The sequence below is a fragment of the Terriglobales bacterium genome, from assembly GCA_035624455.1.
Classification (GTDB): domain Bacteria; phylum Acidobacteriota; class Terriglobia; order Terriglobales; family Acidobacteriaceae; genus DASPRM01.
Window position 1 is genome coordinate 25,380 of record DASPRM010000115.1, and the last position, 14,148, is coordinate 39,527.

Annotated in this window: 10 protein-coding genes and 1 pseudogene; 4 read left to right on the forward strand and 7 right to left on the reverse strand. The window is 57.5% G+C overall.

What is annotated here, in order from left to right; genetic code table 11:
* Positions 1–123: 123 nt before the first annotated feature.
* Together uvrA and VEG30_12670 are read right to left on the reverse strand one after the other, a co-directional pair.
* Positions 124–3,099 (reverse strand): excinuclease ABC subunit UvrA, encoded by a 2,976-nt coding sequence (gene uvrA / locus VEG30_12665; protein HXZ80779.1) that lies wholly within the window; start codon positions 3,097–3,099, stop codon positions 124–126.
* Positions 3,100–3,270: 171 nt separating this feature from the next.
* Entirely contained in the window at positions 3,271–5,127 is a 1,857-nt protein-coding gene (locus VEG30_12670) for a bifunctional homocysteine S-methyltransferase/methylenetetrahydrofolate reductase (GenBank protein ID HXZ80780.1), read from the reverse strand.
* A gap of 143 nt (positions 5,128–5,270) precedes the next feature.
* On the opposite strand from VEG30_12670, the gene VEG30_12675 reads away from it, so the two are divergent.
* Entirely contained in the window at positions 5,271–6,488 is a 1,218-nt protein-coding gene (locus VEG30_12675) for a YncE family protein (GenBank protein ID HXZ80781.1), read from the forward strand.
* A 35-nt stretch (positions 6,489–6,523) separates the two neighbouring features.
* Here VEG30_12675 and VEG30_12680 read toward each other — a convergent pair whose 3' ends face one another.
* Positions 6,524–8,962: a penicillin acylase family protein gene (locus VEG30_12680; protein HXZ80782.1), complete on the reverse strand. Its 2,439-nt coding sequence runs from the start codon at positions 8,960–8,962 to the stop codon at positions 6,524–6,526.
* A gap of 197 nt (positions 8,963–9,159) precedes the next feature.
* On the opposite strand from VEG30_12680, the gene VEG30_12685 reads away from it, so the two are divergent.
* Positions 9,160–9,870, forward strand: coding sequence for a helix-turn-helix domain-containing protein (locus VEG30_12685; GenBank protein HXZ80783.1), 711 nt, complete (start codon positions 9,160–9,162; stop codon positions 9,868–9,870).
* Positions 9,871–9,993: 123 nt separating this feature from the next.
* A complete protein-coding gene (locus tag VEG30_12690; protein HXZ80784.1) occupies positions 9,994–10,494 on the forward strand; it encodes a Fur family transcriptional regulator in 501 nt (166 codons plus the stop codon).
* Between the two features lie 62 nt (positions 10,495–10,556).
* On the opposite strand, the gene VEG30_12695 is transcribed toward VEG30_12690, so the two are convergent.
* The 3 genes and pseudogenes from VEG30_12695 to VEG30_12705 form a co-directional block, all read right to left on the reverse strand.
* A complete protein-coding gene (locus tag VEG30_12695) occupies positions 10,557–11,573 on the reverse strand; it encodes a hypothetical protein (protein HXZ80785.1) in 1,017 nt (338 codons plus the stop codon).
* 22 nt (positions 11,574–11,595) lie between these two features.
* Positions 11,596–11,973, reverse strand: a pseudogene (locus tag VEG30_12700) (deiodinase-like protein).
* Between the two features lie 12 nt (positions 11,974–11,985).
* The gene (locus tag VEG30_12705; protein ID HXZ80786.1) at positions 11,986–12,315 is read right to left on the reverse strand and encodes a hypothetical protein; all 330 of its coding nucleotides are present in this window, start codon (positions 12,313–12,315) and stop codon (positions 11,986–11,988) included.
* 185 nt (positions 12,316–12,500) lie between these two features.
* Between VEG30_12705 and VEG30_12710 the strand changes: the two genes are divergently transcribed.
* Positions 12,501–13,469, forward strand: coding sequence for a hypothetical protein (locus VEG30_12710; protein ID HXZ80787.1), 969 nt, complete (start codon positions 12,501–12,503; stop codon positions 13,467–13,469).
* On the opposite strand, the gene VEG30_12715 is transcribed toward VEG30_12710, so the two are convergent.
* Entirely contained in the window at positions 13,429–14,133 is a 705-nt protein-coding gene (locus VEG30_12715) for a hypothetical protein (GenBank protein ID HXZ80788.1), read from the reverse strand. The genes VEG30_12710 and VEG30_12715 overlap by 41 nt on opposite strands.
* Between the last annotated feature and the right edge of the window lie 15 nt (positions 14,134–14,148).

Consider the following 14,148-nt stretch of genomic DNA (forward strand, 5'->3'; position numbering starts at 1 on the left):
TGAATCGGTTTTGATAGGCGCGGCTTCAGCCGCGCCTTCCAGAGCTGCATAAATCCTGAGCTCTAGCCCCTGGGAGGAACGGACGTTTATCCCTCGGCAAATTATGAGATAGCCTCTCCGCTTTTAACCCGCCTCTTGCTCCACGTAAGAGTTCTGCACGGCGGCGCCGTTTCTGAGTCCGTTGCGCCGCCCGTTACTGGAGCCATTAGATAAGATGCGGGCGAGCCATTTTCCCGTGTAGGATTTGGCAGATTTGGCAATGGCTTCGGGCGTACCAGTCGCCACCACGTAGCCGCCACGCTCTCCACCCTCGGGCCCCAAATCAATGACCCAATCCGCAGTCTTAATGACGTCGAGATTGTGTTCGATCACGATGATCGACCCGCCTGTCTCGATCAGGCGGCGGAAAGCTGACAGCAGCTTGCTGACATCGTCGAAGTGCAGCCCGGTAGTCGGCTCATCAAAGATGTAAAGGATTCGGCCGGTCCGAGGTCGCTCACTGCCGTCTTCCGGCTCGTGGCGCACTGGTTCTCGCAGCTTCGGTTGCAGATGCGCCGCCAGCTTCATGCGCTGGGCTTCGCCGCCAGACAGAGTAGTGGCAGATTGTCCCAGACGCAGGTAGCCGAGGCCCACTTCCTCGAGCACACGCAACTTGTCGGTGATTTTGGGGATACCGGAGAAGAAGTGCAGAGCCTCGCGCACCGTCAGATTCAGCACTTCATGGATGTTTTTGCCTTTGTAGCGCACCTGCAGGACCTGAGTCTTATACCGCGTGCCCTTGCATTCTTCGCAAATCAGCTCCACGTCTGCCAGGAACTGCATCTCGACGGTAACGGTTCCGTCTCCCTGGCAGGTTTCGCAGCGGCCGCCGGGAATATTGAAAGAAAAGTGCCCGGCAGTAAATCCGCGTTTCTTTGACTCCGGTAACGAGGCAAACAGATCGCGGATGGCATCGAAGGCCTTGATGTACGTCACCGGATTAGACCGCGGCGTGCGCCCGATCGGAGATTGGTCGACCAAAACAACTTCATCGATGTGTTGGGCACCCTCGAGCTTTTCCAGCCCCCCGGGCGAAGGTCCGCTGCCGTTGGATTGCCGCTTGACGGCAGCGAGGGTGGTGTAGAGAACATCATGGACCAGGGTTGATTTGCCGGATCCGGAAACTCCCGTCACTGCGACCAGCATTCTCAGCGGAATGGTCACATTGATATTCTTCAGATTGTGAGTTTTGGCTCCGATCAGTTGAAGCTTTTCCTTACCAGGCTCGCGACGCGCCGCCGGGAGCTGGATCCGCAATTCCTCGGCCAGGTAGCGGCCAGTGAGCGAGCCCGGCGCTTTCTTGATCTGGTCGTACGTACCGACCGCTACTACCTGGCCGCCGTGCTCACCCGCCCCGGGGCCGAGATCCAGAATCCGGTCCGAGGATCTCATGATTTCCGGATCATGCTCGACTACCAGGATAGTGTTTCCCAGATTTCGCAGGTCGCCCAGAATTTTGATGAGGCGCTCGGTGTCGCGGCTGTGAAGGCCGATGGAGGGTTCGTCGAGAACGTATAGAGTGCCAACCAGACGCGATCCCAGCGAGGTTGCTAATTGAATTCGCTGAGCTTCGCCGCCGGAAAGCGTGGATGACAGCCGATCCAGCGTCAGGTATTCCAGGCCTACTTCGTTGAGAAAACGCAGACGATCACGAATCTCCTCCAGCAGCTTCCCGGCGATGTCGTTTTCCTTAGGCGAGAGTTCGAGCGTAGAGAAAAATTGTGCGGCTTCTTCCACTGTCATCTGGCAGATGTCACAAATATCCTTGCCCGCGACCTTCACCAGCCGCGCCTCCGGACGCAGCCGCGCGCCACCACAGGTAGTACAGATCGAGTAGCCTCGATAGCGGCTGAGAAATACCCGGACGTGCAGCTTGTATTTCTTGCGCTCAAGATGTTCGAAGAAACCGCGAACTCCCCAAAACTCTTCGTCCCCATCCACTATGATCTGGCGATGCTCAGCAGAAAGCTCAGACCACGGCACGTCGACGGGAATGCTTACCTGCTTGGCATATTTCTTCAATTCCTTGTAGAACGGCTTGTATTTGGGCTTGGTCCACGGCTCGATTGCGCCCTGCGAGAGCGTTAGCGTCTTGTCAGGGATTACGAGATCGAGATCGAAATCGATGGTATTCCCAAACCCCTGGCAGCGGGGACAGGCACCATACGGATTGTTAAAAGAAAACAGACGCGGTTCCGGTTCTTCGTATCTGAGCCCGCACTTCTTGCATTCGAAGCGCTGCGAATAGCGGAAGGCTTTCGGCTCGCCGTCAGCGGTGAAAGCCTCAATAGTGACTTCGCTGGCTTCGCGGTAGGCAGTTTCAATAGCGTCGACCAGCCGCGAACGAATTTCCGGCGAGACCGACAGACGATCGACCAGCAGAAATACCGGCTGGTTGAAGTCTACGTTTAGTAAAGACTCAGGGGTTGAGAATTCGAAGATCTCCCCCTTCTGATATAGCCGATTGAAGCCGCGCTTGCGCAACTCGAATAGCTTGATCTTCAGCAAGTCAGCCTGCGATGGCTGCGGCGCGGAATTTTTCTTTCGCCCGCGTCCCTTCTTTTCGAGTTGAGGCGGCGGGGCAGTTAACTGGAGGGGGAACAGGATCTGGATACGCGTCCCCTCGGGCAGAGCAAGCACCGCATCCGCTACTTCGTCGACCGTGTCTTTCTTCACTTGCTGACCGCACTGCGAGCAAAAGGTGCGGCCGACGCGCGCGAACAGCAGGCGCAGATAGTCGTAAATCTCTGTTGCGGTCGCGACCGTCGATCTCGGATTGCGAGTGGAGTTCTTCTGGCGAATCGCGACTGCGGGGGCAATGCCGTCAATCAGGTCGGCATCCGGTTTTTCAATGCGCTCCAGGAACTGCCGCGCATAGGCGGAAAGCGATTCCACGTAGCGCCGCTGACCCTCGGCATAAATCGTGTCAAAGGCCAGCGAAGATTTCCCCGAGCCGGAGACGCCGGTCACCACAGTCAGGGTATTGTGGGGGATTTCAAAGTCGATGTTCTTCAGGTTATGAACCCGAGCCCCACGGACAACAATGCTCTCCATTGACATTGAAAGGGAACCGCCGGCAGCCGTTGACCTCCAGCATCCAGGCGCCGAAGCAGCCCACAGGAGGAAGCAAAACGGCATGCGGAATTACTTATTATAAATGGTCACTGAGCAGGGGTGCCTTAACACCTCGGGTCAGAGAGCTTGGAGTGCAAGAGATTGAAGTATCTTCTCTCAGACACTGGCGCGCTCGGCGGTGCCAAGAACTTCGAGGACATCCACAGCGGCCGAGTATTTGCCAAACGGAGCGCTGATCTGCGCGCCTTGAACCAGACCACGGAGATCCAGCAACATCTGACGCGCGATGGCTACTCCCTCGGAGCGCGCTTCTTCGGGATTACTGGCACGAGCCATGCGCGCCACCACCTCGTCAGGGATCGAGACACGCAGCTCGTTTTTCATGAATTCTGCATTGCGCACGCTGGTCAGCGGCCAGATGCCCGCCAGCACTGGAACCCGGCAGTGTTCAATGCGCTTCAGGAACTTCAGCAACAGCTCAATGTCGAAGACCGGCTGCGTCACCGCATACTCCGCCCCCGCCTCGACTTTGTACTCGAAGCGTCGAATCTCCTCATCCAGATTGGGAACGCCGGGATTGCCGCCGACTCCGATCACAAAACTGGTACCCCTGCCCATGGAGTGGCCGCCCAGATCCAGCCCCAGATTCAGATTGTGAACAATGTTGACCAGCCCGATGGCATCCACGTCAAAGACTGCGGTTGCGTCGGGATAATTGCCCAGCTTGGGCGGATCGCCGGTAATGCAGATCAGGTTGCGAAGGCCGATGGCCGAAGCTCCCAAAAGGTCGGACTGAATGCCGAGTACGTTACGGTCTCGGCAGGTATAATGCAACACCGTCTCAATGCCTACGCTTTGCTGAATAAGAATGGCAAGCGCCTGGTTGCTCATGCGTGCCGAGGCGCGCGGACTATCAGGAATGTTGATGGCGTCAACGCCCACGGATTTCAAGTAGCGGGCACCATCAATTTCCTTGATTACATCCGTGCCTTTGGGGGGGACAACCTCAACCATGGTGACGAATTCGCCCCTGGCCAGCTTGCGGCCTACGTTCGAACGTCGAGCCAGAGGCACGACTTCTAACGGCGCCTCAACCTTCGGTTTGGTTACGATGGGAAAGGTACTGGCCCGCGCCTCGCCAACGCGCAAGGCTGCCTTCATGGCGCGAATATGCTCGGGAGTTGTGCCACAACAACCGCCCACCAAGCGCACACCTGCCGCCACAAATTTTCGGGCGTAGCTGGCCATATATTCCGGCGAGCACAAATAGATATTTCGGCCGTCTACCGACCGCGGCATGCCGTTGTTAGGTTGAGCGGAGAGGGGTGCATTGGTCACCGAGCGCAGGCGCTCCACAGCTTCGAGCATAACGACGGGGCCTACGCTGCAATTACAGCCTACGACGTCCGCCCCCCACTCAGTAAGCTTGGGACCGAAAATCTCCACCGCGGCGCCATCCAGGCAGACTCCTTCGTCATCGATGGTGACCTGTGCCACCACTGGGATTTTTGGGTTAACGTCGCGCGCGGCCAATATGGCCTGGTGTAATTCCTCGAGATAGCCGAAGGTCTCGAGAATCAACAGATCAACTCCCCCTTCGACAAGAGCGGAAATTTGTTGGGCAAATGCGTCTCGCGCTTCCTGCAGCGCCACTTTTCCTAAGGGTTCGATGCGTACCCCGAGAGGACCCACGGAACCGGCGACGAACGCGTCGAAACTCTTTGCTGCCTCACGCGCAAGCTTCACGCCCGTCAGATTGATTTCTCGAACCTTGTCTCCCAGGCTATAACGTGAGAGGCGGAACGAGTTGCCGCCGAAGGTGTTGGTTTCAATGATCTCTGCTCCGGCCTGGAGATAGCTCTGGTGAACCTCGTGCACTATCTCGGGCTGCGACAGATTCAGCTCGTCATAGCATCGGGTGATGAAAATCCCCTGGGCATAAAGTTGTGTGCCCATCGCCCCATCGCAAAGGATTGGCCGCTGATTCAAGAGGGAGATGAAATCGGTAGGCATAAGTCGATGTTGGCCGAAACGTAGAGAATCAAGCTGCTTCTAAGAATCTAAATGACAGAGAGGAATCTTGCCAGTTCCACGGTGGGCGCCGGGGAAGAGGTTCCTATTCGTTCTGTTATATTTGTAGTTCGCGATCACCGCAATTGAGTCCAAAACTGGCGCCGGAGTCCGGGTTGAAGGTAAAGGCAGTCTCTTCCTTTTTCATGATCTGCAGCCTGATTTGGCTGGTTTCCTGCGGAGGTGGGGATTCCAATAGTGCGACCGTGAGTGGACTGTCGAATCGCGCCTTTGTCAGTAACTCGCAGACTTTCAACATGCAGATCATTGACGCCAACAACGATCAATTTTCGACCAAGAGCGCCGGTATTTCCGTCAGCACCGGCGTAGGGCTGATGGCGCTCAGCCCTGACAAGACTAAGACTCTCACCTTTGGCTCCATTACCAACACCATCAGCGTGATCGACAATACTACCGAGACGGTAGTCGCAAGCGTTACATTAGGCAGCTTCACCGAAAGCATGGCCTTTCTGTCCGACAACAAGACTGCTTTAGCAGCTGTTCGAAACGAGCCGGTCTCGGGCGCGCCTAATGGCGCGGTGCTGGTATTGGATACGAGCACGCCTGCGCTTACGGCCACCATTCCCGTGCCCAGCGTGCAAACCGTAATCGTGAGCCACAACGGGAACCGCGCATTGGCATTCAGCGATGGCACGGATTCGATGGCGGTCATCGACACCAGCGCCCACACCGCTACGACCGTTCCCGGGTTCGATCGGCCTGTCTACGGAGTCTTCAGCAGTGACGACACGAAGGCATACATCTTGAGCTGTGGTCCAGAATGTGGAGGAACTACCGCTAAAGTCACTGTCCTGGATATGTCGAGCAACACGCCTGGAGCATCGGTGAATGTGTCGGCGGCGACCGTCGGCGCCATGGACACATCGGGCAATCTCTATGTGGCGGGCACAGCGGGTGCAGCGGGCAAGTTGGACGTGGTGAATACGGGCAGCCTAAGCGTTTCGAACTCTGGAGTGGCCATCACTGATGGCTTTCACACACGCATGTTGCTGGTCAATACCAAGCTGTACATCGGGGCGCGTACTTGCACGACGCCCCAGTGCCTCACAGTCTTTGATACGGGAGCGCAGACCGCAATCATCGCCCCCTGTGTAGTAGCGCAATCTTTCTTCTGCACTCCGGGAGACGTGACCGGCTTCACCGCCATCGACAAACGAAACGTGGTGTATGTCATCGAGGGGGGAAAGTTGCTGGTCTACGACCTGAACTCGAGCACGCCGCTGGATGAGAGACACCAGCTGGATATTGTGGGCAACGCCGTTGACGTCAAGAATCCCGACTGAAAACTTGCTTTTGGCTGACTGCTGATTGCTGACTACTAGTTGCCTGGCGCCAGCGTCAGCTCGTGCTCTTTCGCTTGTGCTACTGCCCCATCTGAGAACGGTAGGTTGAACGTGGTTCCGTTGTACCAGGCATCCCACTGATCGTCGAAGTGGGAACTTAGTATGTGTCCCGATTGTCCGTTCACGATGTTCAGGGTGGATGCGTCGAGGTTGGAAAAATCAACGGTCAGGCGCTCCGACGGACCGAAGTTCGCTCCCACTTGCTTGACCGTGAAGCCATTGCCCGATTGCGGATGGCGGCCCGGCCCGGCCCATCGGTTAATGATGGGCATACTGCCAAATACAGGATGCGTCGGAGCCAATGCCATGCGGTCGGCCCAATGCCAGGAGTTCAGGTTCTTGGGAGCGCGCGCGCCCTGAACTGTGGCTTCCATGGCAGCCGCGAGCAGGTCGTCGTAGCTTGAAAAATCTGGCGGGAGCCATTTCTGCGGCTGATGCATGAGCAACGTCTCCAGCCACACCAGCGACATGAACCAGTGATAATCACGCCAGCCAATCGTGGAATCGCCTTCCTCCGGGGCTGCTCCCAGGCGTGATTCCAGGATCATTCGCGTCAACTGGCGACGGCCACTCCGGGTGAGATTCGGCGCTACTGAATCAATGGTGACGCGGCCATCCCAGTTACGAAGAATGTCCGCAGCCTGGCGAGCCCGCGCCGAGGCACTGGCGTTGTGATCGATGGCGTACACGAAGCGCTGCGCGAGGAAACGATCAAAATCCGAATAGATATCCAGCTGCAGAGCGAGCATGTCGGCTGGGGTGAACTTCTTGCCCGATTGCAGGACGTGATAGATGCGCTCTGTTCGCTGCGGTCCACCCCATTCGCCGCTGAGATAGTACTGGTAGCCATCCGGCGTGATGCGCCCGTTGGCGGTGGCGAGAATCCCCGAGGGCGGATCGAAGACCCACGGCAGCTTGTCGAATGGAATGTAGCCAGTCCACTCGTGAGTGTTGTCGATCCCGGAGACGGGCGTGATGTTGGTGCCGGAGGCGCGGATCGGAATCAGCCCTGTCGCGTGATACCCAATGTGACCGTCGACGTCGCCATACACTACGTTCTGGGAAGGCCCTCCGAAGCGCGCAAAGGCTTGCAGGAACTCCTGCCAGTTTTGTGCGGTGTTGATATCGAAGAACGGCGCCTGGACCGCCGCTGGATCATAAAGCACCCATTTGAGCGCCAGCTCGCGCGACTCGCCCGGCAGTACCGGAGTGATAATCGGCCCATGGCGGGTGATTACAACATCGAGGGCCTCGTCTGCCTCGCCCTTGATGTGAATCACTTCACGGCGATGCTCGGGCTGCTTCCACCCGTCAGGCGTTAGGTACTGGCCGTCGTCTCGGAAACTTTCCACAAAGAGATCTGTGACTGCAGGACCTACATTAGTAAAGCCCCACGCGATCCGCTGATTGTGGCCGACAATGACAAACGGCAGGCCCGGCAAGGTCACGCCGGCAACGTTGATTCCTGGCGCCTCCAGATGGGCCTCGTACCAGACATTGGGAATCTGGTGCGGCAGGTGCATATCGTTCGAAAGCAGTGGCTTCCCAGAAGCAGTGTGTGCGCCGGAGACGACCCAGTTGTTGGAACCGGGAACAAGTCCGGGATCAACCGCGACAGGGAAGTGGTAAGCCGCACGTGGCGCCGGAGCAGCTTTCTCTTTCGGAGACGGCTTCTTTTCCGGCTGTTCTTCCAAACTCGCGGACTCCGCGCCGGGAGGGTGATCACGCCAGGAAGAGTTGGGATAAAGCTCAGCGGCAAGCTCCGGCCCCAGTTTGTTAGCCACCCGCTCACGCGCCAGCATCTCATTGACCCAATAGAAATTGAGCAGCTGATGCATGTTTTCCCCCACCAGCAACGAATCTTCCGGCTTCCAATGTGCGGGAGAGTAATGCAGCAGGCGGAATTCCGGCGAAAGCCGGTCAAGGTGGCTGTCGATGAAAGCATTCACCCCACGGGCATAGGCTTCGATGTAGCCACGGTCGCGAGCCGACGCAGCGGCGAGAGCTACAGCGGCGTTGTGCTTTAGTCCCAGGACTCGCTGCCGACGGTCGTGCTCAAGAAGATGCCGGCCGAGGATCTCGCTCATTTCACCCGCGGCATAGCGGCGGGTCATATCCATCTGCCACAGCCGGTCCTGCGCGGTCACATAGCCTTGAGCAAAGATCAGATCTTCCACCGTGGCGGCGGTTATGTGCGGAACGCCTTGGCGGTCGCGGATGACCTTCACCGGGGCGGACAGACCATTAATGGTGATCGTACCATCAAGCTGGGGAAGGGAAGCGCGTGCGGTGGAATAGGCCCATACTCCCAGGCCAACGGCCGCCAACACAGCCAGGACGAGCACCATCCACAAAGCTCGAAGTGCGGGATGCGCAGACTTGCGAGGCGGGGTAGCGACGCTTTGGGTTTCCATAGACAGGTCGAACTGACATTGTAGTGGGGCCGCGGCCTCCAGCAAATGACGATCAGGTGCCGCCCGGGCAGGCTGTGAAGTGGACCCATAGGATCCTTCTACGCGGCGACAATCTGACGGATTTGCTCAGATTCGCCGACGTCCACATTTCAGCCTGAGCTGAAACATGGATAGCCAGGGCGAGTTATCTTAGGCATATGAACACGAAATTCCCGCTCGCCTCGACGGCAGCGCTGATCGCCGATCCCGCAAGAGCCGCAATGCTGACAGCCCTGCTGGATGCGCGTCCCTTATCCGCGGGCGAACTCGCGCGTGCAGCCAACGTTTCGGCACAGTCAGCCAGCATGCACCTGGCGCAGTTGCTCGCGGGTGGCTTTCTCAGAGTGTTGCGCGAAGGGCGCCATCGCTTTTACCGCATTGCCAGCCCCGATATCGCGCATGCCATTGAAGCCCTGGGCACGATTTCGACGGCACAGCGATACCCGCTCTCAATCACCAACCGTGACCTGTGCTATGCCCGAACTTGCTATGACCATCTTGCAGGAGAGTTGGGAGTGAAGTTGAGCGCCGCATTGGAACACCATCGCCTGCTGCTTCCGCGTGGCGAAGAGGAGTACGAGGTCACGCGCCGCGGCGAGGATTTGCTGGCGCGATGGCAGATTGATCTGGAGTCTTTGCGAAAGGCTCGGCGCCCATTCGCCCGGCGCTGCCTCGACTGGACGGAGAGGCAGTATCACCTGGCCGGGGCGTTGGGAGCCGCTATATGCCAGCGATTTCTGGATGCTCATTGGATCAGGCGTGAGAAGCAGAGCCGTATCGTTCACCTGACGCCGGCGGGAGAGCAGGAATTGATCCACCTCTTCGGCAAGACGCTTCGCGTGCAAGTCCAAGGGAGTTCGGGGCGATAAGGCGATCAGGCATGATGCCGGAGTTGATTTTGCTGAAAGTTGAGGGGCGGGTGGGTGGTATGCTGAGAACAGGGGCGGAGCGGCTCAGCTTGCGCTCTCGATACTTTTCCCAGGCATCCTGTCATGCTGCCCAAACGAATCGACGATCAGCCCTCGATTTCACGCGAGATGCTGCGCGAGGCCTCGGACATCCTTCACCGGCACCTCAAGCGAGTCGGCCTGAAGCACACCGAGCAGCGGGACGCGATCCTCAAGACGTTTCTGGAGACCCGAGATCACCTGTCCACCGAGGAACTGCACCGGCTGGTCAAGAAGAAGGATCCCAAGATCGGATTCACCACGGTCTATCGCACGCTCAAACTGTTTACCGAGTGCGGACTAGCCAGTGAAGTGGCGTTTCACGACGGCATCTCCCGCTACGAGCACCAGTACAACCGGCGCAGCCATCATCACATGGTCTGTACAGAGTGTGGCAGTTCAGTGGAATTCTTCTCGCCGGAGTTAAGCCGCCTGGAAGAGGAAATCGGCCGCCAGCACGGCTACACACCCACTCGTCATACCTTCCAGATCTACGGAGTCTGCGAAGATTGCCGCAAGAAGCGCGAAGCCAAGCGGGTGGTCTAGGCATCTGCATCAGAAATGCTTGCGTAAGAACTGAAAATCCAGAATCCTTGGACGTTAGCTGCTCACTTCCACGCAACACCGAGCTGGTAAGTGGTTAGCAATTCCCGCATCTCCGAATCTGTCAGATCCCTCTTCCTGCCCTGTGCATCGACAATCGTAATACTTCTAAGCTCGCGCAGATCCCTCTCTCGGAATCGAATGGTCCCTGATCGATCGGCCTCCGGTGCTCGGAGCGGTCCGCAAGAACCCATGCAAGGTGGCTGAAACTCGCACCCGTCAAGATAAGCGGCAGCGATGGGTTGATTTTCCGGCGTATGAAGTTGAAGCATATAGTCGTGCTCTGGCAGCGTCCATAAGCGTCTGACAGTGACCTCATGCCCTTTGTTGACCACCAGGTCATTAAATGACGCAAACGCCGTTCCGGTGGGACCGCCCGCTACTTCCTCGAAGTAGCCCACGCTAACCCCTAGCTGAGAATCGGGCGCGATTACGTTGATCTCTCCGCTAGCGTTGGTGACGAATTCTCCCAGCGGTATCCCGAAGAGGGAGACCACAAGCCTCTCCCCTGCCAACGGCTTCCCGTCTGGATAGATAAATCGAATCGTCCGCGTTGAGGGGCGTGGCAGCACCAGTTTGCCGTCGACGAAATGTCCGAGACTCCTCAGAGCGGTATGCCAGTCTTCACCACGGTTCTCCTTGGCTAACGGGGTGGACAGGTAGACTGTGCGGAAATGCTTTAAATACTCGGGCCATTGAGCAGCCCAGCCATAGGCAGCATCCGTCTCAAATGAGACCGGCGCTTCAACCGCATTCTCTGAAATGGCCAGCAGAAGCTTGTAATCGAAGGCCTGCTCCCAATATTGCGGGAATTCGATGTTCTTGCGTTCTTCGAATCTTCCCTTACGGATCGTGCCAACCAGAACTGCCTGATAGGCGCCCCAGCGGTTGGTGATCAACCAGGCCTCGCCACTCATCACAGGATGCTTCTCATCTCCGAAGAAAATCTTTAGCGGATGCTCAATCCCATGAAGCGGGAGAAGCGTAGCCAGCAGGAAAGCAAGAATTCTCGTCGATTTCACGGCATGCAGATTGCGATGAGATCTAGCGCGCCACCTGCTCCAGCATCTTGCCCAGCACATCTGGTTTGAAGCCAAAAGGCCCGGGTTTGCTCTTGTAGGCGAGGTTACCCTTCACATCGATCAGGTATAAGCGGTCGGGCCAGCCGGTATAGGCGACCTCGGTTGTGTTCTGGAAATCGTCGATCAATGCAGGAAATTTAATCCCCAGGTTGCGTACGCAACTGCCGGCGATGTTTGCGCGTTCATCAAGATTCCTGGGGCTGGCAAACACCACCTTGTCCTTAATATTGCTCTGCATCTGCCACACGTCGCTGGGGTGGGCTTCCTGGATGTACACCGCGTAGAAAGCAACTTTGTCTTTGTACTGGTCGTAAAGCTTGTTGAGGGCGGGAACCTCCCGCCGGAATGGTGGTCAGGTGTAGCTTCCGAAGACCAGTACGACCGGTTTCTTCTCGCGGAAGGAAGACAGCTGCACCGAATCGGATTTGTCCAGCGTATGCAGCTGAAAATCCGGAGCAGGGCTTCCTACTTCCAGGCGCCCAGCCCGGGCGTCGGTCCACAGGGTCTCAAACGGCAGCACCAGGAAAGAAATTACCGGCATATGCGACATGAAGTGCCCAAACTTCTCCGGAGACTGCCGCATGGCATATGCCAGAACTGCGGACATCGCCAGCCATAAAACGAACAGTACGAGTACGACCCGTTTCAGGACCGGTAGGGATTGCTGCCATTTCTGACGCATTCTGCAGATGATACAGCATGTCTTGATCCTGATTGAGGGCTGGTAACCGGTTACCTGGCAAATTTTGTCATTACTTTCCGACCTGCACCGGGGAATGGGACAGGAGCGGGCGGTTATCTTGCTGCCCGGGTCCGGCGCCCCTAGCATTTCTCCTGATGTTCCGAGAATTGACTCGACCTGGGGAAATGATGCGACTTCCGATCCGGCAGTCCTTAGTCCTGTCGCTTGTACTGTTGGCTACGGCCAGCGGCGCGGCGACTTCCTCGGGTGTGGTCATCCCCGCCGGCACCCGCATTTCAGTCCGCATGAACCGCACCTTGGCCAGCAATACAGTTAAGGCCGGCGACATTTTCTCCGCCAGCTTGTCCGGGCCCATCGTGCTTAACGGTCAAACGCTCTTTCCCAGCGGTGCTGTGGTCACCGGACGGGTGGTCAGCACCCACAGCGGCGCGCAGACTCAAAGCGGGCTTGAGCTGGCATTGACTTCGGTCAGCTATCAAGGAAACTCGGCCACCCTCAGGGTGAGCCCACTGGCACTATCGGCCAATGCCGATCAGAATCCAGCTATCCGCGTGCAGGCAAGTTCAAGCGCGTCCAACGGCAAATTGCTTGGCACCGCAGTGCTGGAGGGCAGGGAAGCTTCCGCTGGCACATTCGTCAGCGCCTCGGCCGGACCGGGGAATCTTGTCATTCCGGCGGAATCGACACTGACGTTTGTGACTGTGCACGACTCGCCATCTAACGTGCTGCTAGCCTCTTCGGTCGCAGACTCGCCGGAAACCCGCGCCCTGATGCAGATCTCGCGCGCACGGCCAGGAGGTGGCGAGGCTCTGGAAGAAGCGGATCAACAGAACTACGACGAACGCTACCTTCTCAGCCGGCGCGACCGGCTCATCATTCGTTCCTGTTTGAATGGGCACAGCCAGCCACTGCCGGGTGCTATTTCCAGCGCTGCGGCTCATGTGGCAGTGAACGACACACTCTCCCCCGATATGCAGGGGCAATTGCAATTGTTGCCACGCGCTTGCGAAGCGCAACTCCCGCAATTGCCCGAAGCCTGGCTGCGGGCCAGGTATGGATCAAGAATTCTGCTGCTTGATCCGTCATCCAAAGTCATGGACCTGTTTGCACTGGAGACGGATGAAGATCCTTAGTCACTGCTGCCGCGCCTGCTTCGCAGTCGGCTTGCGGAATGAGGCGGATGACAGGCAGGATAAGCTGCGCGTAATTGGGCGCGCAATAGTCGGCTCGGCCTCCCCCAGCTTCTAATGCCAGCATCGCCGCGGTGAGCCGCAGCCGTCCAAGTTTATCGTCCGCTCCGGATCTGGAGTTTGCGTTGGCAGGGCTCAGCTGTTCACCACCTATCGTGATCTCTATTTCTCCTGCATCGCCGGAAGCGCCGGTGGAAATTTTAATGACCGAGATGCCATCTGCGTGAAATTGTTCCAACAAACAGATCAGCCCTTTGCAAAGCCGCTCGAAATCGGCGGTGACCACGGCGTCATATGATTGTTTCAACTCAATTCTGGCCCCTGCGATTGCGCTATGTTTCTTGGTCACTTCTCGTAACACTTCGCCAATGGCAAATTCGCGTTGCAGGCCGGGATCCTCCGCTTCCACGAATTCTCGAACTCCGGCCGTGAACTCAAAAATACGATCCACGAGTTGCAGGGATTCGCGCAGCCGCATGCGATATTCTTCGCCCGAGCGCGGCTGCAGCAGGGCCAGCTCAATAACGCAATGGAGCGCGGTCAGCGGCTGGTTCAGGGAATGAAAAGCTTCGGAAACGTGTTCCCGCCGCTGCTGCCATTTTTTCATCACCGATTCCCGATC

Coding starts and splice junctions, on each gene's coding strand:
- VEG30_12715 (HXZ80788.1), bottom strand. CDS start 14,133: ATGAAAAAATGGCAGCAGCGGCGGGAACACGTTTCCGAAGCTTTTCAT.
- VEG30_12705 (HXZ80786.1), bottom strand. CDS start 12,315: ATGCGTCAGAAATGGCAGCAATCCCTACCGGTCCTGAAACGGGTCGTA.
- VEG30_12670 (HXZ80780.1), bottom strand. CDS start 5,127: ATGCCTACCGATTTCATCTCCCTCTTGAATCAGCGGCCAATCCTTTGC.
- uvrA (HXZ80779.1), bottom strand. CDS start 3,099: ATGTCAATGGAGAGCATTGTTGTCCGTGGGGCTCGGGTTCATAACCTG.
- VEG30_12710 (HXZ80787.1), top strand. CDS start 12,501: ATGATGCGACTTCCGATCCGGCAGTCCTTAGTCCTGTCGCTTGTACTG.
- VEG30_12680 (HXZ80782.1), bottom strand. CDS start 8,962: ATGGAAACCCAAAGCGTCGCTACCCCGCCTCGCAAGTCTGCGCATCCC.
- VEG30_12690 (HXZ80784.1), top strand. CDS start 9,994: ATGCTGCCCAAACGAATCGACGATCAGCCCTCGATTTCACGCGAGATG.
- VEG30_12685 (HXZ80783.1), top strand. CDS start 9,160: ATGAACACGAAATTCCCGCTCGCCTCGACGGCAGCGCTGATCGCCGAT.